Below are 16744 nucleotides of genomic sequence, written 5' to 3'. Positions count from 1 at the left end.
TGAACCTACGGCCAATAATGCGCAGTCATCCAGGAGCACTCTGTGAGTATACATACCGAGGTTAAGCGGCTTACCGTTCCGCAGTTAATGGCCTACAAGGGCCAAAAGAAGATTGCGTCCCTGACGGCGTACATTGCGCCTATTGCGCGCTTGCTCGACGACAGTCAGGACATGATCTTGATCGGCGACTCTACCGCGATGGTGGGTTACGCGCTGCCCGACACCTTGTCCATCACTGTCGACCAAATGGCCGCGCATGCGGCGGCTGTCGTGCGCGCCACCCGTCGGGCCTGCATTATTGTCGACATGCCTTTTGGCAGCTATCAAGAATCCCCCGAGCAGGCTTTTCGTAGTGCAGCTCGCATGATGTCGCTGAGCGGCGTGGCGGGGGTCAAGCTTGAAGGCGGTGCCGTGATGGCGCCCACGACCCAGTTTCTGGTCGAACGGGGCGTGCCTGTGCTGGCGCACGTCGGCCTGATGCCGCAGCACGTCAATACGATGGGGGGCTTCAAGGCGCAAGGGCTTAACGACGTTGCAGCCGAACGTATTTTCCAGGACGCCCTGGCACACGAAAAAGCCGGCGCCTTTGGGGTCGTGCTTGAGGGCGTGGCCGAAGGGCTGGCGCGTCGCATTACCGAGGCCTTGTCTATTCCAACCATTGGCATAGGCGCGTCGCCGGCATGTGATGGCCAAATTTTGGTGACCGAAGACATTCTGGGTTTAAGTGGCGATCGCATCCCCAAATTTGCAAAGCAGTTTGGTGATGCGGCTACGCTGATTCGCGACGCGGCGGCGCAGTATGCCGACAGCGTACGCGATGGCACCTTCCCCACGCTGGACCACTGCTTCGGCGTCAAGAAGAATGTCAGCTAAGGCGTCGCTCCATTTGGGCGACGATCAGGTTATGCAAACGAAAAGTGAAGGTAAACGGTGAATTTCCAGGGAAACGAAATCGCGCTTGTGGGTTGGGTGCTGGCCGGCGTGCTGTTGGGTGTGCTCGTGTCGGCGCTCTACTTCCGGGGGGTGTTGGCGGCGGTGCGCAGGCAGGCCGAGCTTGACCGCCAACAGGCCGATTTTCGTTTGTCCGAGTCCGAAGGGCGAGCCCGCCAGCTTGACGCGCGGCTGGCCGAGGCCGACACGCAACGTCAGCAGCAAACCTTGCGCCTGGCCGAGCTTGACGACGACAAGCAGCAGCTCGATCGTAAAGTGGCCGGGCTCGAATCCGAAACCCGTAATTTGCGCGAACGCCTCGATGAGGCCCGCGACAACGTTGTCGATAAAGAACGTGAGCTGACATCTTTACAAGGCCGGTTTGCTGATATCGACAGGCAGCTCACCCGGCTTCAGGCCGAGTACGACGAAAAGCAGGCCAGTTTCGATACCTTGCGCCAATCGTTCGATCAGTCGCGTGAACAGCTTAAGAACGAATTCCAGAATCTGGCCAACCAGATACTGGAAGAGAAGGGTAAGACGTTTGCGCAAAACAGCCAGTCGTCGCTCGACAGCTTGCTTAAACCGTTTCGCGAGCAAATTTCCGCATTTCAGCAGCGCATTAATCAGGTGCACGATGCGTCGGTGCGAGGTCAAGCATCGTTGGGGGCTGAAATCAAGCAAGTGCTGGAAGTCGGTTTGCGCATGAGTAGCGAGGCCAATAGCCTGGCGCTGGCGCTTAAGGGTGATAAGAAAACCACGGGTAATTGGGGCGAGATCCAGCTTGAGCGTACGCTTGAGCTGGCCGGGCTGGTCAAAGGGGACCACTACGATGCGCAATTGCGCTTCCAGGATACTGAAGGCCAGTACCGTCACCCCGACTTCGTCATCAAGCTGCCCGATGACAAGCATATGGTGATCGACAGTAAAGTGTCGCTGGTGGATTACGACCGGGCGCTGTCGGCGGCTACCGATGCCGAGCGCGACGCCGCGCTGGAGGCTCATGTCAAGGCCGTACGCAATCACATCGATGACTTGTCACGCAAAGACTACAGCAACCTTATCGGCATGCGTAGTCCCAGTTTCGTGCTGATGTTCATGCCGATCGAGTCGGCTTACATCGAAGCCCTAAAATTCAATAAAGACCTGTTCAACTATGGCTATCAGCGCAATGTGGTTATGGTCTCGCACACCACGCTGATGCCCATACTTAAGACGGTGGCGAACCTCTGGATGGTGTCGCGCAGCAATGCACAGGCGCAAGAGCTCAGCGCCCGAGCCGGCGAAATCTATAACCAAGTGGTTGTGGTAGCCGAAAACCTTAAAAAACTGGGCGACACGTTGGGTACCGCAAATAACCACTACAACCGCGCTGTTACATCGTTGGCGGGCCGGCAGGGGTTGTACGGCAAGGTCTCACGCTTTAACGAGCTGTCTGCTAAAGCCAATAAAACCATGCCGGCTATCGAGCCCCTGCATACTGACATTGATATTGAAAAGCTTGAACTGTTGGTAGCCCAACCCGAGCCCGATAAAACTGCCGATGCTTGATGGGGCGCGGCGTTTTTAAGGTTGGGGCGGCTCGCCCGCCCAGGCTCTCTGCAGCAGGCCGCGCAGGCTGTTGGCTTCAAGGGGGCGGGGGTTCCAGTAGGGGTTTTTCAGGGCGATGTCCAGCGCTTTTTCGATGTCTGCCTGGGCCATGCCGATGTCTTTGAGCGCCATGGGCGCATTAATGTTTTTAGCCAACTGCCAAAGCCCCTGACCAGCGTCGTCGGTACCGAGCGCCCGTGCGGCGCGCGACATGGCCTCGCCCGCGTTTGGCGTGTTATAGGCAGCGGTGTGCGGCAGCATAATGGCGTGGGTTTCGGCGTGTGGCAAGTCAAATGACCCCCCCAGTACATGGCACAGCTTGTGATGCAGTGCCATGCCGGCCGACCCTAGGCAAATCCCGCACAGCCACGCGCCGTACTGGGCTTGTAGTCGGGCTTCTTTGTCTTGCGGCGATTGAGCAATAATGGGCAGCGCATACGCCATGGCCCGGATGCCGTCTTCGGCGATCAGCGAAATAATAGGGTTGCGGTCTTGGGCGTAAAGGCCTTCGACGGCATGCGCCATAGCGTTTAGCCCACTGGTGGCCGACATGCCTACAGGCAGTGTCAGTGTGAGGTTAACGTCGTAAATTACGGCTTTGGGTTGTATGACCGGCTGGCGTATGGTGGTTTTTATGCCGTTTTCGGTTTGCCCCAGAATGGGCGTCATTTCTGAGCCGGCGTAGGTGGTGGGTACGGCGATTTGCGGCAACCCGGTACGCACGGCAATGGCTTTGGCCAGGCCAATGGTAGATCCGCCGCCCAGGGCAACGAGGCAGTCGGCGCCGCTGGCTTTGACGTGCTCCATGGCCGTTAACGTGACGCTTACCGGTGTATGCATGGCAGCGCCTGCAAAGACGCCGGCGCTGGCCGCGCCCAGACTTTCAGAAATTTGCTGTGCCCAGGCTTCTTGCTGCGGGGTCGACAGTACCAATGCGCGCTTTGCACCCAGTCGTTCTATTTCTGGCAGTAATTGGTCGAGTTTGCCTTCGCCAAAAACCACGCGGGTGGGCAGGGCTTCGTAGATAAAGTCGGTTTGCATGTGTTGGAGTCCCCGGCAAGTTTGCTTTTTAAACGTTGTAACCCAGTATTTGCGCCAGAGCCTTGCCGGCGCGGTCGACACTGCTGCCACGCCATGCCACGATCTGGTCGGGCCGGATCAGGGCAAAGTCGGCGTCATACAGGGCGCGGGCTTGTGGCGCGTGCACAATTTTAAGATCAAGACCGCGCTTTTGCGCATGTTGCTCGATGTCCTGTGTGCTGGCTTGGTCCGGGCTCATGCACAGCAAGGTCCATTCAAATCCGAAGGTATCGTACAGCGAGGTGGTTTCGGAAAGCCAGCAATGGGGCGGGCGGCCGCCGGGGCAGGCTGTGGCCGTGTATTCGTTGGCGGCGTCGGGTGGTGGTTGCGTGCCGTCGGACACAATCGCCGCCGATCCGTCGTAACGGCCGCCAAAAGTGATGCCGGGGATATTGAATTCGGCCCGGCCGTGTCCGGCAAGATAAGCACCGGCGGCATCGCGCGCCTTTTGGCCGGCTTCGCTGTCGTCTTCAATTTCCGGGACAGGTGTGTAGAGCCCTAATGAGTCGGCGAATGTCCGGGCGTAACCCGTGTTGCGCACAGCCAGTGGCCGGCGTTCGGTTTCATAGGTCTCAAGCAAGGCGGGTGAGGCCAGCCCTTTGAGAACGGCCGCTAGTTTCCACGCCAGGTTAACGGCGTCTTCAACAGCCGTGTTGTAGCCCAGTCCGCCCGTCGGGGTGAACAGGTGTGCTGCATCGCCGCCGATAAAAACACGGCCCTTTTGCATGTGGTCGGCCACCAGCGCATGGCCTGCCGTCCAGGCACCGTGCGACAAAATTTCGACTTCAACAGGTTTGCCGACGGCCATTTGGAACATGCGCCGCGCGTCGGCTTCTGTGATGTTGTCTTCGGATTCGTGCGGCTTGAGTTGGGTGTGGAAGGCAAACTCGCCCTTGCCGTCGACAGCCGCCATAAAAGCGCGACGCTCGCCGTTGAAGCAGACGTTCATCCAGGCCGGGGGGTGTGGGACTTCGTCGTAAAAGGCGGGGCAACGTGCGTAAATGGCATACATACGTCCGCCCATGAAGTCGCGCACAACGCCCGTTTCGCCGCTGTAGCGATAGCCCAGGGTTTCGCGGGTTTTGCTGCGGGGGCCGTCGGCGCCCAGCATGTAGTCGGCGGTAATGGTTTGTTGCTTGCCATCGGCCACGCACTCAACGTCTACCTCGACATGGTCGCCCAAGTCGCGAAACGCCAGCATGCGCCAGCCAAAATTAATAGATATGCCCGGCAGTTTCTCGGCGTGTTTGTGCAGTACCTGTTCAACGTATTTTTGCGAGATACGGTGAGGTAGTTCGGCCGCGCTCCACGACCCAGATAAAGAATGGATCTTCTTCTTGGCTTCGGCAGCCGAGGGTAGCTGAAAGCGCGCCAACTCGTGGGTGGCGTAACGCGTGAAGTAAGCAATGTCGGTGGGGAAATCAGAGGGCAAGCCCAAGTCGCGGATTTCGTGTGCGAAACCCAGTCGCCGATAGTGCTCCATTGTGCGCGCCTGGGTGGCGTTGGCCTGGGGGTTGAAAGCCGTACTGGCTTTCTCGTCGATCAGTACCGCACTGACGCCACGCCGGCCCAGCTCGTTGGCCAGCATCAGGCCGCATGGGCCACCGCCCACAATCATGACAGAAGTTATGCTGGGTAAAGTCATATCGGGTTCACCAGTAGGTCGTTGGGTTATTTGTGTGCCATCGAAATCGGCATTGGCACGGCTATGCGACATAGTAAGTTTGCCTTACTAATTTGTCAACAGGCAGGACTGATGATCTTGTGTCGTTGTGTCAGTGAGGTGCGCGAAAGGCAGCGCGAATCAGCGGCCCTGGTTGTACCGACTTAAGGCCTTGCGTAATTGCGCAAATGAGGCGGCTCCAATTTCTTGGGCCATTTCTTGCTCGGCGATTTCAAGGGCATGCTTGAAGGCAGTCAACCAGGCCAGCCCCGCGGGCGTAAAGCAAACAATTTTTGCCCGGCGGTCTTCGGGGTCGGGCAGGCGCTCGACCAAGCCCAGTGTTTCTAGTTGGGCAATCAGTTCGCCGGCCGATTGCTTGGTGATGTCGGCGCGACGGGCCAGCTCGGTGGCTCGTGTGCCGGTCAGGTCGAGGTTCCGGGTAATGGTGATGTGGCTGAGCGAAAGGCCGCCGTGGCCGGCCTTTCGCATTTCGTCCAGTACGCGGTGTTCAAGCCGGGTAATGGCGTTGTTCAGCAGGCGACCTACATTTTGATGACGCCACAGGTCGTTGTGCAAATCGCCTTCAGACATAGTTACTTGGCGGCTGCAGCAGCGGCCTTGCCAGGGTCTTTAAGCTGTTCGACTACGTCGAATTCGACGTTTTGAAGCTTGCCGTCGACCTTTTTAACTTCGCGAATGTAAATGTTTTGAATAATGTCGCGTGTTTCGGGGTCGATGGTGATTGGGCCGCGCGGGCTTTCCCAGCTCATGCCTTTGGCAGCTGCGACAAACGCGTCACCGCTTGCGTCGCCTTTGGTTTTTTCAAGCACGCTGTAAATCAGCTTCATGCCGTCGTAACCGGCAACCGACATGAAGTTAGGGCGTTTGTTAGGGTTGGCCTTGTAATAGTCTTGCGTGTACTTGCGGTTCAAGTCAGAGTCGTGGGCTTCGGCGTACTGCATCGAGGTGATTGCGCCGATGGATTCGTCGCCCATGGCGTCGAGGACGTCTTCGTCGGTCAGGTCGCCCGGGGCAATAAGTTTGATGCCGGCCTTGTCGAGGCCACGTTGTTTGTAGCCCTTAAGGAAAGACACGCCCTGTTCGCCGGCGGGCACAAACAGGAAGACCGCATCAGCACCGCTGTCTTTGACGCGTGCCAGGAAGGGGGAAAAGTCGGGGTTCGCCAATGGTGTGCGGACCTGACCGACGATTTCGCCGCCGTTTTCGGTGAAGGTTTTGGTGAACTGCTTTTCAGCATCGTGACCCGGGCCGAAGTCAGCCACCACCGTGTAGACCTTTTTGATGCCGTTCTTGGCGGCCCACTGGGCCATAGGCGCCGTGGTTTGCGGCAGGGTCATCGAGGTGCGAACAATATAGGGGGAACGTTCTGTAATGGACGAAGTGGCGGCATTGAGAACGATCATCGGTGTTTTGGACTGGCTTGCGATGGGCGCCACGGCAAATGCCGACGGGGTCAGGCCGAAGCCGGCCAGAATGTCGACCTTGTCTTGCACAACGAATTCTTGAGCGGCGCGTTTGCTGACTTCGGGCGCGACGCCAGTGTCGTCTTTGACTTCGATGACGACTTTACGGCCGGCGACGGTGTCGCCGTGCTGTGCCATATACACTTTGGCGCCGTTAAGAATTTGTTGGCCATAAGAAGAGAAGGGGCCGGACATAGGCAGGATGAAGCCGATTTTCAGGTCTTCAGCGGCGTGCGCCACAGTGCCCATCGAGGCGATGGACAGCGCAACGAGACTGCGTTTAAGGAATTTAGTCATCTGCATGGAGTGCCTCCGGTGGTTGTGTTTTTGTGTGCACTGATAGTAAATATGCCTTACTAAGGTGTCAAGTTTATGGCCAGTATGCGCTGTCGCGAAATGGTAATAAAATGGCCCGGTCTATTTACTGACCACGATTATTTGAGGGCATTGGTGTGCCCTGTTTTCCCGGAGACCTTGGCTTATGAGCGCTGCTACCGACGGCAAACTTACTACTGACATCAACGCCCCCGAATGGGTGCGCCACGAGCGCCTGAAAGCATGGGTTGCTGAAGTCGCAGCACTGACTCAACCCGATCGCATCGAATGGTGCGATGGCTCGCAAGAAGAGTACGACCGTCTGTGCAACATGATGGTCGAGGGCGGCACCTTGCGGCGCCTCAACCCCGAAAAGCGCCCCAATTCGTATTTGGCCTGGTCCGATCCGTCCGACGTGGCCCGTGTCGAAGACCGTACGTTTATTTGTTCGCAAAAGCAAGAAGACGCTGGCCCCACCAACAACTGGATGGACCCGGCCCAAATGCGGCAAACGCTTAACGGCCTCTTCGAGGGTTGCATGCGTGGCCGCACCATGTATGTCATTCCCTTTTCCATGGGGCCGTTGGGTTCGCCCATTGCCCATATTGGTGTCGAGCTCTCCGACTCGCCTTACGTTGTTGTCAACATGCGCATCATGACCCGTATGGGCCGTAAGGTTTACGACGTTCTGGGCACCGATGGCAGTTACGTGCCCTGTGTGCATTCGGTGGGCATGCCGCTGGCCCAGGGGCAGGCTGATGTCGCTTGGCCCTGCAACAGCACAAAGTACATTGTTCATTACCCCGAAACCCGCGAAATCTGGTCGTTTGGTTCGGGCTACGGCGGTAACGCGCTACTGGGTAAAAAATGCCTGGCCTTGCGTATTGCATCGGCCATGGGCAACGACCAGGGCTGGATGGCCGAGCACATGCTGATTCTGGGCGTTACGTCGCCCGAAGGCAAAAAAATGCACGTCGCGGCCGCGTTCCCGTCGGCATGCGGTAAAACCAATTTCGCCATGCTGATCCCGCCCGCGGCACTGCCCGGCTGGAAGGTCACCACCATTGGCGACGACATTGCCTGGATCAAACCCGGTGCCGATGGCCGCTTGTATGCCATCAACCCCGAGGCCGGCTATTTTGGTGTTGCGCCCGGCACCAACGAAAAAACCAACTACAACTGTATGGCCACGCTGCGCGAAAACGTGCTGTTCACCAACGTCGCGTTAACAGACGACGGCGATGTCTGGTGGGAGGGCATGGGCCCGGCACCTAGCCACCTGGTTGACTGGCAGGGCAAAGATTGGACGCCCGACTGCGGTCGCAAGGCAGCCCACCCTAACGCCCGCTTTACGGTGGCCGCCGACCAAAACCCGGTTATCGACCCCGACTGGGACAACCCTGCCGGTGTGCCTATCGATGCCTTTATCTTTGGTGGCCGTCGCTCCGACACAGTGCCTTTGGTTACCGAGGCGCGTAATTGGCTCGAAGGTGTTTACATGGCGGCTACGCTGGGTTCCGAAACTACTGCAGCCGCTGTCGGGCAACAGGGCGTCGTGCGCCGAGACCCGTTCGCCATGTTGCCGTTCTGCGGTTACAACATGAGCGCCTACTTCGAGCACTGGCTAAATATGGGCGAGCGCCTCGAGCAAGCCAATGCAACCTTGCCTCGTATTTTCTGCGTCAACTGGTTCCAGACCGACGACAACGGCAAGTTCATCTGGCCAGGTTTCGGTGAGAACATGCGTGTTCTTAAATGGATGCTCGAACGTATCCAGGGCCAGGCCGACGGGCAAGAGCACTTGCTGGGCATTACCCCCCGCTACGATGACCTTAATTGGGAAGGCCTTGAGTTTACGGTCGACCTGTTCGAGCGGATTACGGCTGTCGATCATGCTGCCTGGAAAAAAGAGCTTGAACTACATGCCGAGCTCTTCGAAAAGCTGAGTCACGGTTTGCCCGAAGCACTGCCCCGGCACCACAGTCAACTGACGATTCGTCTGCAGGCTTAAGCAGCGTCAATGGGCATGCTTCGTCGCTTCTGGGCAGGTCTGGTTGCCTTGCCCGTGGCGTCACAGCGCCGTTTGCAAGGCTATCGCTGGTTGTCCCAACAGCCTGCGATGCTGGTATGGGCCATGGTGGCCGGTGTCCTTGGGGCGCTGGCCACCATGGCTTTCTACGAAGGCATTCACATTTTTCAGCGTACGTTCTTCGGCCAACAGGGGGCTGTCGAAGATGTAATCCACGCCTTGCCGTGGTGGGGTCGCTTGCTGGCCCCCGTGTTTGGCGGTCTGGTTGCCGGTATTTTGCTGGTCTGTGCCGGTCGTTACGGCAATAACAAACCTTCCGACTACATGGAGTCTGTCGCAATTGGCGATGGGCAGCTGTCCGTACGTGAAGGGTTGCTGCGTTCTGTCTCATCCCTGTTTTCGGTGGCTTCCGGCGGCTCGATTGGTCGTGAAGGGGCAATGGTGCACTTGGGGGCGATGGGTGCTTCCATTCTGGGCCGGTTCTTTTCTTTCAACCGCTCTCGTCTGCGTCTTATCGTGGCTTGCGGCGCAGCCGCAGGGGTGGCTGCGGCCTACGGTGCGCCCATTGCTGGCGCGCTTTTTGTGGCTGAAATTGTTTTGGGCACCATGGCTATCCAAACGGTTGGCCCGTTGCTGATTGCTGCCGGGGTGTCTAGCCTGACGGTGTCTACGTTGGCCAATCACAAAGTCAGCTATACGGTGCCCGATTTGCCCATGGTCGATGCCGTGACGGTCTTACCCCTGTTGTTGCTGGGTGTGCTGTCGGGGGTTGCGGCACCTTATTTTTTAAAAGGCCTCGATTTTTCGCGCTCGCTGTTTAAGCGCACCGGCCTGGCTTTACCGTTGCGCCTAGCCCTGGGCGGCGCCTTGCTGGGGATGTTGCTGGTGTTTTTGCCCGCGGTATCGGGCAACGGCTACAGTGTTGTGTCATCGCTGCTAAACACGCCTTGGCCCTGGTATGCGGTGTTGTTTATCATCGTGTTCAAGTTGTTGGCCACTGCTTTTACGGTGGGCTCAGGCGCTGTCGGCGGGGTTTTTACGCCTACCATTTTTGTGGGCGCCGCTGTCGGCACTTTGTTTGGCCAAGTATTGGCTTGGGTAGCCCCGTCGTTGGCATTGTCGCCTTATCTATATACGGCGGTAGGCATGGGGGCGTTCTTGTCGGCAGGTACTGGGGCGCCGCTCATGGCCGTCCTGATGATCTTCGAAATGACGCATAGCTTTACGCTGGTGTTGCCGCTGATGCTGGCCAGTGTGGTGGCCTATTTTGTTGCGCGTGCCATTGCCGAAGTCGCCATTTACGAAGTGACCCTGACGCGTGAGCGTGACGTGTTGCTGCGCAACCGTCTACGTAATACGTTGTTGGGTGATTTGGTCAAGCCGGCGGTGACGGTGGTGTCCACGCCCACGCCGGTATCGGTTGCCCTGCAAATGTTTAACGACTACCCGGTGCGTTATGTTTATGTGGTTGACGAAGACAGCGTGTTTCAGGGGGTTATTGCCCAGCAAGACCTGACCAATTTGCTACGCACTCAGAGTGACGTCAGCGAGACGACGGCTGGCGATGTGCTGCGCCTGGATTTCGTCAAACCAGCGCACCCCGACATGAGCCTGGATGAGGCGCAGGAACTGTTCGTGAATTTTTTGGGGGAGCGCTTGCCGGTGGTCACCCGGGGCGACCAGCCCAAGTTGTTGGGTGTTGTGTACAAGTCGTCGGTGCTCGAAACCTACTTTGCCATGAAGCGTTCGCTGGACAGTGGCGGCGACAGCATTTATTTTTAAGCCGATGACTGGCGCCCGACGTAGCAAAATGCATCGTGGGCACTTAAAAAAATCAGCCCGTCCAACCGTTGCCCGAGTGTCGTCCCTTGCAGGCGATCCATTACCGGCCCTTTGACTTCGGCCAGCATAAATTTAATGTCTTTTGCCTGAAGGCTGCTTTGCAATTGGGTTAACGCCTCGAGAGCGGTAGAGTCTATTTGGTTGACAGCCGGGCACAGCAGCAAAACGAATCGGATCTTCGGGTCGCGGGCGACGAGTGCTTCTATTTTGCTTTGCACCAGCGCAGCATTGGCAAAGAACAGGCTTTCGTCGACGCGTAACGCCAGCAAATTAGGCAAAGTATCTACTTTGTGGCGCTCGATGTTGCGGAAGTGTTCGGTGCCCGGCACACGGCCAACGACGGCAATATGGGGGTGGCTGCTGCGCCATACCAAGGCCGCCAGCGATAACGCCACGCCCAGAATGACGCCGGCTTCTACGCCCAGCAACACCACACCCAGTAAAGTAGCTAATAAAGAGAGTGCGTCGGCGCGGTCGTAGTGCCAGGTTTCTTTGAGTGTGCTGACATCGATAAGCGAGGTGACAGCCACAATAATGGTGGCTGACAATACCGCTTGCGGCAGGTTGTAGAACAGTTCGGTAAATGCCGCAATCACGACGGCCATTAACAGCGCCGAAACAATGCCGGCCAGTGGGGTGTTTGCACCCGCCGCGAAATTGACGACCGATCGAGCGAAGCCGCCGGTTACCGGGTAGCCACCCGACAACGCACTGGCGACGTTTGCAGCGCCCAGCCCCAGCAACTCGCGGTCGGGCACGATTTTTTGCTGGCGTTTAAGCGCGAGCGACTGCGCGACAGATACGCTTTCGACGAAGCCGACTAAAGAAATCAGCAAGGCGGGTAGCCATAGCGCGGCCATGCCTTCCGATGTGGGCAAAACTAATTGCAGGGCAGGCAGGCCCTGCGGTACGTTGCCCACAATACGCACACCAGCGTCCTGGGCGAGGTTAAGGCTGCTGACCATGGCTGTCGAGACAATCACGGCTGCCATGGGGGCTAGCCGCCCCAAGAGCCCGGCCAGCTGGGCCGACACCCCGAGCTTTTGCAGCCATAGTGACAGCCATTTTCGGGCCACCACCAGAAACGCCAGGGTACCCAGCCCAATGACGGTGGTTACCGGGTTGGCTTGATGCAAATGGGTAATTACGTCGTGCAAGATGCCCAAAACATCGGGCGACGCGCTGTTGATGCCAAACAGGTGCTTGATTTGACTGATGGTGATGAGGATGGCCGAGCCCGAGATAAACCCGCTGATGACCGGGTGGCTAAGGAAGTAGGCCAGAAAGCCCAGGCGCAGCGCGCCAAAGGCTAGCAGCATGACCCCGGACAGTAACGACAGTTGCGCTGCCAGAGCAACATACTGGGCGCTGCCCGGTGCGGCCAGGGGAGCAAGTGCGCTGGCCGTCATGAGAGAGGCAACGGCAACAGGCCCCACCGCGAGCGTCATGCTGCTGCCAAGCAAGGCATAAGCAATGAGCGGCAACACGCTGGCGTACAGACCGATTTCGGGCGGCAGGCCCGCCAGCATGGCATAAGCCAGGCTTTGCGGGATCAGCATGACCGTGACAATCAGTCCGGCGGTCAGGTCGCCCGAAAGCTTGTCGGCCCGGTAGTGTTTCAGCCAGTCGGGTAGCAGTCGTTTCATGGTTTGGGTGTTGGCCGTTTATTTGGCCCTGCGGTTGATAAGCTCGAAAAGTCCCATGCCTGCCAGCATGGCTGCTACAAAAATAAAGGCCTTGATTTCGCCGGAGCCCAGTGAGACCAGTGCAGGACCGGGGCAAAAACCCGCAAGGCCCCAGCCTGCGCCAAAGGCAAGGCTGCCCAAAACCAAGCGCTTGTCGATATCTTTTGCGGTGGGTAATTTAAGTGCGCCGCCCAGAAATGTCTGGGTCCGTTTGCGGGCGACCTGGAATGCAACCAGGCCCACCATGATGGCGCCTCCCATTACAAAGGCCAAGGAGGGGTCCCAGGTGCCAGTTAGGTCAAGAAAGCCCAGCACCTTGGCCGGGTTGCTCATGCCCGACAGTATCAGACCCAGCCCAAAAACCAGGCCGATTGCAAATTCGAAAATACGTAACATGATGGTGTCCTTCAAGTTAGCCGCCTTAGCCCACGACATGGCGCACGATATAAACGGTAATAAAGCCTGCGGCCATGAAACTTAGCGTAGCCACCAGCGAGCGTGGCGACAGCCGCGACAGGCCGCAAACACCGTGGCCGCTGGTGCATCCCGAGCCGAACCGGGTGCCCAGGCCCACCAGCAGCCCCGCAATAATCAGCGTTGGGGTATTGGCCTCGATCGCGATGTTGACCGGGTCGGCCAGCAGCAGCCAGAGCCACGGGGCGGCAAAAATGCCCAGAATGAAGGCAACGCGCCAGCCGAAATCGCCGGCGCCAGGGCGTAACAGCCCGCCGACAATGCCGCTGATGCCCAGCACCCGGCCAAAAAACAAAATGAACAGCGCGGCCGACAAGCCGATAAGCAGGCCACCCGACAGGGATGTCCATGGGGTGAAGTTTGTCCAGTCAATGCTCATGGTGTGGCTCCGGATCGTGACAGAATTGCTCGTACAGGACTTGCATGATGGCCAACGTTTGCGGGCTGGCAATTTGGTAGTAAATGTTTTTGCCGACACGGCGGGTGGTGACCAGGCCCTCGGTGCGCAGTACGCCCAACTGCTGCGACAGTGTCGGTTGGGCGATGCCTACCAGGTCTTCCAGTTCGCTCACGCAGCGTTCTCCCTCGGTAAGCTGGCACAGCAGCAGCAGGCGATCGGGATTCGATAATATTTTCATGAGGCGGCAGGCCTCGTTGGCCGCCGAACGTATGGCTTGTAAATCTAGTGTGGCTTGTTCCATGATGTGTTGACGGTGATCAAACCAGAATGTTGTGAACTCCGATATATTATATTTACACATATTATATAAATCAATATAATGACTGCATTCTCTTCCGCTTATGCATACAAGGTGTCTCATGAACCCCATTGTTAAAGGATTCTTCGACCCGGCAACCTGGACGGTGACCTATGTGGTCTACGAAAAGCCAGGCTCAGAATGCGCCATCATTGATTCGGTCCTCGATTACGACCCAAAGTCCGGTCGCACGCGCACGCATTCGGCTGACCAGGTAATTGCGTTTGTTAAACAGCACAATTTGCGTGTGCAATGGATCCTCGAAACCCATGCCCACGCCGATCACCTTTCGGCTGCACCTTACTTGCGCAAACAACTGGGCGGGAAAATCGCGATCGGCGCCAATATCACTCAGGTCCAGGGTGTATTCAAAAAAATCTTCAATCTCGAACCCGACTTCCAGCTTGATGGCAGCCAGTTCGATGCTCTCATCCACGAAGGCGTGCCTTTCAGTATTGGTGGCTTGGTGGGCGAGGCCTTATATGTGCCAGGCCATACGCCGGCCTGCATGGCCTACAAGATCGGTAATGCGGTGTTTGTGGGCGATACGCTGTTTATGCCCGACGTCGGCACGGCGCGTTGCGACTTCCCCGGCGGTGATGCCCACGCCTTATATCGTTCGGTGCGCAAGTTGCTTAGCTTGCCGCCCGAAACACGTATGTTCATGTGCCACGATTACCCGCCCGAGGGTCGCGATGTGCAGTTCGAAACCACGGTGGCGGCGCAGCGGGCCCATAATATTCACATCCACGATGGCATTTCTGAAGACGCATTCGTGGCCATGCGCACGCAGCGTGACGCCACACTCGATATGCCGACGCTTATTTTGCCGTCGGTACAGGTCAATATCCGGGCCGGCCATATGCCGCCCACAGAAGACAACGGGGTTAGCTATCTGAAGATCCCGGTCAATATGTTGTAGGCGAAGCTGTTTTACTTACTTAAAACGAGGTGAGCTATGAAGAACGTCGGCGGAATTGATCGCGCATTGCGCATTATTGTTGGCCTGGCACTGATTGTGGCCACGTTAATGGGTTATATCGGGGTTTGGGGCTGGATCGGTGTCGTACCCTTGGCCACCGGTTTGTTGGGGTCGTGCCCGGCTTATAAGTTGTTTGGCTTTTCCAGTTGCCCGGTAAAAAAATAGAAATTTCCGGCATAAGGGCGTGCTGCGATGGCGCTCTGCTCTTTTATTTGGGGGAGTCATGAAAAGGCGGCATTTTTTGCAGTCTGCCGGTGCACTTGCGTTTTTAAGCGCGGCGGGGGTTAAGCCTTTGCAAGCACAGGCGGGTAAGGGCGCGCGTATTGTTATTGCCGGGGCAGGAGCTGCGGGTCTTAACCTGGCCTCGCGGCTGTCGCGTGCCATCGATAATGCTCACATTGTTTTGGTCGATGCTAAACGACAGCATGTTTTTCAGCCGGGTCTGACGCTGATTGGGGCGGGTCTTTGGCCGGCAAATAAAGTCATCGACGAAAATGCCCGCTACGTGCCGGCAGGGGTTGAATGGGTTCAGCAGGCAATTGCCGAATTTGACCCCGAGGCCAACCGTGTGATCACAGCCGATGGCAAGTCTATCGCTTACGATTACCTGTTCGTGGCTACCGGTCTTACCCTCGATTACAACGCGATCGAAGGCATGAGCACTGATCTTATAGGTAAAAAAGGTATTGCGAGCGTCTATGCGGGCCCCCAGGCTGCCGAAGCATCGGCCAAGGTAATCGATGCCTACATCGACGGTGGTGGCGTTGGGTTGTTTGGTCGGCCCAGCACTGAAATTAAGTGCGCTGGGGCACCCCTGAAAATGACCTTTCTTACTGACGACAAGGCGCGTCGACAAGGGCGCCGTCAGGCGCTCGATATCGTTTACAACGCTCACAACACTACGGTTTTTTCGGTTGCGCCGGTCAATGACAAGGTTAAAGCCTTGTTCGCCGAGCGCGACGTTAAAGTGAACTACGGCCATGTGCTGTCTGCTATCGACCCAGACCGCAAAACGGCGCGCTTTAAAACAGCGCAGGGCGATGTCTGGCAAGATTACGACTTCATCCATGTCATTCCACCCATGCGTGCTCCAGATGCCGTTAAAAGCAGCCCACTGCCCTGGCAAAATGGCCCGTTTGCTGCCGATGGCTGGGTGCAGGCCGACAAGACTACGTTACGTCACCCCCGGTATGCCAATGTGTTTTCGGTTGGCGACGTCGCGGGTGTACCCCGTGGCAAGACGGCGGCCAGCGTCAAGTGGCAGGTGCCTGTGGTTATCGAGCACCTGCTGGCCGATATATCAGGCAAGACATCGTCGGCCGCATATAACGGCTATACGTCGTGCCCGATGATTACGCGCTATGGTAAAGCCATGCTTATCGAGTTCGACTACGATGGCAAACTGGTGCCATCGTTTCCGTTTATCAACCCTCTTGAAGAACTCTGGGTGTCTTGGTTGATCGACGAAAAGGCCCTGTTGGGTACATATCGAGCCATGTTAATGGGCCGCGCCTAGGAGACCACAATGAGTGACTTCAATCCACTGTCGTTGTTCTACATTGTTTCGGAAATATTTTCGGTGTGGTTTTGGCCGTTGCTGATCATTACGCTGTTGCTTTTGTGGGGTGTTGTCAGCAGCTTTAAAAAGTTACGCAGGCGCGGGCTGTCGGCCGGCGGCGCCTTGTTTGCAGGGTTGCTCGCTGGCTTTATCGCAACCGTGCTGGCGACGTGGTTGTTGCCGTACAGCAGCCACGCTGACCTTTCCGCATTCACTGCGTTTGTCGACTTTCTTGCGGTATTGGCTATGGCATTGGTTGCTGGTTTGGGGGCGTTTGCGTTGGTATTTACTGTAATGGCAAGGCGGCGCATTGCCAGCGCTCGTTCATAAGGTGCAGCTATTTGTCGCTAGGTA

At 57.3% G+C, this 16744-nt stretch carries 16 protein-coding genes; 8 read left to right on the top strand and 8 right to left on the bottom strand.

Going from position 1 to position 16744, the window contains the following annotated elements; genetic code table 11:
• The first annotated feature begins 42 nt into the window (after nt 1–42).
• Together panB and rmuC are read left to right on the top strand one after the other, a co-directional pair.
• On the top strand, nt 43–873 hold the full coding sequence (gene panB, locus PuT2_RS04645; RefSeq protein ID WP_093969850.1) for a 3-methyl-2-oxobutanoate hydroxymethyltransferase: 831 nt from the start codon (nt 43–45) through the stop codon (nt 871–873).
• Between the two features lie 57 nt (nt 874–930).
• On the top strand, nt 931–2481 hold the full coding sequence (gene rmuC / locus PuT2_RS04640; protein WP_173862509.1) for a DNA recombination protein RmuC: 1551 nt from the start codon (nt 931–933) through the stop codon (nt 2479–2481).
• Nucleotides 2482–2496: 15 nt separating this feature from the next.
• On the opposite strand, the gene PuT2_RS04635 is transcribed toward rmuC, so the two are convergent.
• The 4 genes from PuT2_RS04635 to PuT2_RS04620 all read right to left on the bottom strand — a co-directional run bounded on the left by PuT2_RS04635 (nt 2497) and on the right by PuT2_RS04620 (nt 7050).
• Nucleotides 2497–3561: a maleylacetate reductase gene (locus PuT2_RS04635; protein ID WP_093969849.1), complete on the bottom strand. Its 1065-nt coding sequence runs from the start codon at nt 3559–3561 to the stop codon at nt 2497–2499.
• 28 nt (nt 3562–3589) lie between these two features.
• Nucleotides 3590–5317 (bottom strand): FAD-dependent oxidoreductase, encoded by a 1728-nt coding sequence (locus PuT2_RS04630; protein WP_254046937.1) that lies wholly within the window; start codon nt 5315–5317, stop codon nt 3590–3592.
• 87 nt (nt 5318–5404) lie between these two features.
• Nucleotides 5405–5854: a MarR family winged helix-turn-helix transcriptional regulator gene (locus tag PuT2_RS04625; protein WP_093969848.1), complete on the bottom strand. Its 450-nt coding sequence runs from the start codon at nt 5852–5854 to the stop codon at nt 5405–5407.
• Nucleotides 5855–5856: 2 nt separating this feature from the next.
• Nucleotides 5857–7050: an ABC transporter substrate-binding protein gene (locus PuT2_RS04620; protein ID WP_093969847.1), complete on the bottom strand. Its 1194-nt coding sequence runs from the start codon at nt 7048–7050 to the stop codon at nt 5857–5859.
• A gap of 178 nt (nt 7051–7228) precedes the next feature.
• On the opposite strand from PuT2_RS04620, the gene PuT2_RS04615 reads away from it, so the two are divergent.
• Together PuT2_RS04615 and PuT2_RS04610 are read left to right on the top strand one after the other, a co-directional pair.
• Nucleotides 7229–9073 (top strand): phosphoenolpyruvate carboxykinase (GTP), encoded by a 1845-nt coding sequence (locus tag PuT2_RS04615; protein ID WP_093969846.1) that lies wholly within the window; start codon nt 7229–7231, stop codon nt 9071–9073.
• A gap of 9 nt (nt 9074–9082) precedes the next feature.
• Nucleotides 9083–10873: a ClcB-like voltage-gated chloride channel protein gene (locus PuT2_RS04610; protein ID WP_254046936.1), complete on the top strand. Its 1791-nt coding sequence runs from the start codon at nt 9083–9085 to the stop codon at nt 10871–10873.
• On the opposite strand, the gene PuT2_RS04605 is transcribed toward PuT2_RS04610, so the two are convergent.
• Genes PuT2_RS04605 through PuT2_RS04590 form a run of 4 tightly spaced genes read right to left on the bottom strand, consistent with a single transcriptional unit; the run spans nt 10870 to nt 13793 of the window.
• Nucleotides 10870–12579, bottom strand: coding sequence for a SulP family inorganic anion transporter (locus PuT2_RS04605; protein ID WP_093969845.1), 1710 nt, complete (start codon nt 12577–12579; stop codon nt 10870–10872). The genes PuT2_RS04610 and PuT2_RS04605 overlap by 4 nt on opposite strands.
• Before the next feature lie 18 nt (nt 12580–12597).
• Nucleotides 12598–13014: a DUF6691 family protein gene (locus tag PuT2_RS04600; RefSeq protein WP_093970078.1), complete on the bottom strand. Its 417-nt coding sequence runs from the start codon at nt 13012–13014 to the stop codon at nt 12598–12600.
• 25 nt (nt 13015–13039) lie between these two features.
• A complete protein-coding gene (locus tag PuT2_RS04595; protein ID WP_093969844.1) occupies nt 13040–13471 on the bottom strand; it encodes a YeeE/YedE family protein in 432 nt (143 codons plus the stop codon).
• Nucleotides 13461–13793 (bottom strand): helix-turn-helix transcriptional regulator, encoded by a 333-nt coding sequence (locus PuT2_RS04590; protein ID WP_093969843.1) that lies wholly within the window; start codon nt 13791–13793, stop codon nt 13461–13463. Before PuT2_RS04590 ends, PuT2_RS04595 begins: the two co-directional genes overlap by 11 nt.
• Nucleotides 13794–13911: 118 nt before the next feature.
• On the opposite strand from PuT2_RS04590, the gene PuT2_RS04585 reads away from it, so the two are divergent.
• The 4 genes from PuT2_RS04585 to PuT2_RS04570 are packed head-to-tail and all read left to right on the top strand — an operon-like array spanning nt 13912 to nt 16720.
• Nucleotides 13912–14772 carry an MBL fold metallo-hydrolase gene (locus tag PuT2_RS04585; RefSeq protein ID WP_093969842.1) on the top strand — a complete coding sequence of 287 codons (861 nt, stop codon included), beginning with the start codon at nt 13912–13914 and terminating at the stop codon, nt 14770–14772.
• Between the two features lie 36 nt (nt 14773–14808).
• Nucleotides 14809–14997, top strand: coding sequence for a DUF2892 domain-containing protein (locus PuT2_RS04580; protein ID WP_093969841.1), 189 nt, complete (start codon nt 14809–14811; stop codon nt 14995–14997).
• 58 nt (nt 14998–15055) lie between these two features.
• Nucleotides 15056–16348 (top strand): NAD(P)/FAD-dependent oxidoreductase, encoded by a 1293-nt coding sequence (locus PuT2_RS04575; protein WP_093969840.1) that lies wholly within the window; start codon nt 15056–15058, stop codon nt 16346–16348.
• Between the two features lie 9 nt (nt 16349–16357).
• The gene (locus PuT2_RS04570; RefSeq protein WP_093969839.1) at nt 16358–16720 is read left to right on the top strand and encodes a DUF5368 family protein; all 363 of its coding nucleotides are present in this window, start codon (nt 16358–16360) and stop codon (nt 16718–16720) included.
• Nucleotides 16721–16744 lie beyond the last annotated feature (24 nt).

The organism is Pusillimonas sp. T2 (assembly GCF_002236805.1).
Lineage (GTDB): Bacteria > Pseudomonadota > Gammaproteobacteria > Burkholderiales > Burkholderiaceae_B > Neopusillimonas.
Note: the sequence above shows the minus strand (reverse complement) of the source record. Positions and strands in the feature narration are given on the sequence as shown.

Excerpts from the sequence above, each read along its gene's own strand:
- PuT2_RS04635 (WP_093969849.1), bottom strand. The coding sequence starts at position 3,561 with ATGCAAACCGACTTTATCTACGAAGCCCTGCCCACCCGCGTGGTTTTT.
- PuT2_RS04630 (WP_254046937.1), bottom strand. The coding sequence starts at position 5,317 with ATGTCGCATAGCCGTGCCAATGCCGATTTCGATGGCACACAAATAACC.
- PuT2_RS04625 (WP_093969848.1), bottom strand. The coding sequence starts at position 5,854 with ATGTCTGAAGGCGATTTGCACAACGACCTGTGGCGTCATCAAAATGTA.
- PuT2_RS04620 (WP_093969847.1), bottom strand. The coding sequence starts at position 7,050 with ATGCAGATGACTAAATTCCTTAAACGCAGTCTCGTTGCGCTGTCCATC.
- PuT2_RS04615 (WP_093969846.1), top strand. The coding sequence starts at position 7,229 with ATGAGCGCTGCTACCGACGGCAAACTTACTACTGACATCAACGCCCCC.
- PuT2_RS04610 (WP_254046936.1), top strand. The coding sequence starts at position 9,083 with ATGGGCATGCTTCGTCGCTTCTGGGCAGGTCTGGTTGCCTTGCCCGTG.
- PuT2_RS04605 (WP_093969845.1), bottom strand. The coding sequence starts at position 12,579 with ATGAAACGACTGCTACCCGACTGGCTGAAACACTACCGGGCCGACAAG.
- PuT2_RS04600 (WP_093970078.1), bottom strand. The coding sequence starts at position 13,014 with ATGTTACGTATTTTCGAATTTGCAATCGGCCTGGTTTTTGGGCTGGGT.
- PuT2_RS04595 (WP_093969844.1), bottom strand. The coding sequence starts at position 13,471 with ATGAGCATTGACTGGACAAACTTCACCCCATGGACATCCCTGTCGGGT.
- PuT2_RS04590 (WP_093969843.1), bottom strand. The coding sequence starts at position 13,793 with ATGGAACAAGCCACACTAGATTTACAAGCCATACGTTCGGCGGCCAAC.
- PuT2_RS04585 (WP_093969842.1), top strand. The coding sequence starts at position 13,912 with ATGAACCCCATTGTTAAAGGATTCTTCGACCCGGCAACCTGGACGGTG.
- PuT2_RS04580 (WP_093969841.1), top strand. The coding sequence starts at position 14,809 with ATGAAGAACGTCGGCGGAATTGATCGCGCATTGCGCATTATTGTTGGC.
- PuT2_RS04575 (WP_093969840.1), top strand. The coding sequence starts at position 15,056 with ATGAAAAGGCGGCATTTTTTGCAGTCTGCCGGTGCACTTGCGTTTTTA.
- PuT2_RS04570 (WP_093969839.1), top strand. The coding sequence starts at position 16,358 with ATGAGTGACTTCAATCCACTGTCGTTGTTCTACATTGTTTCGGAAATA.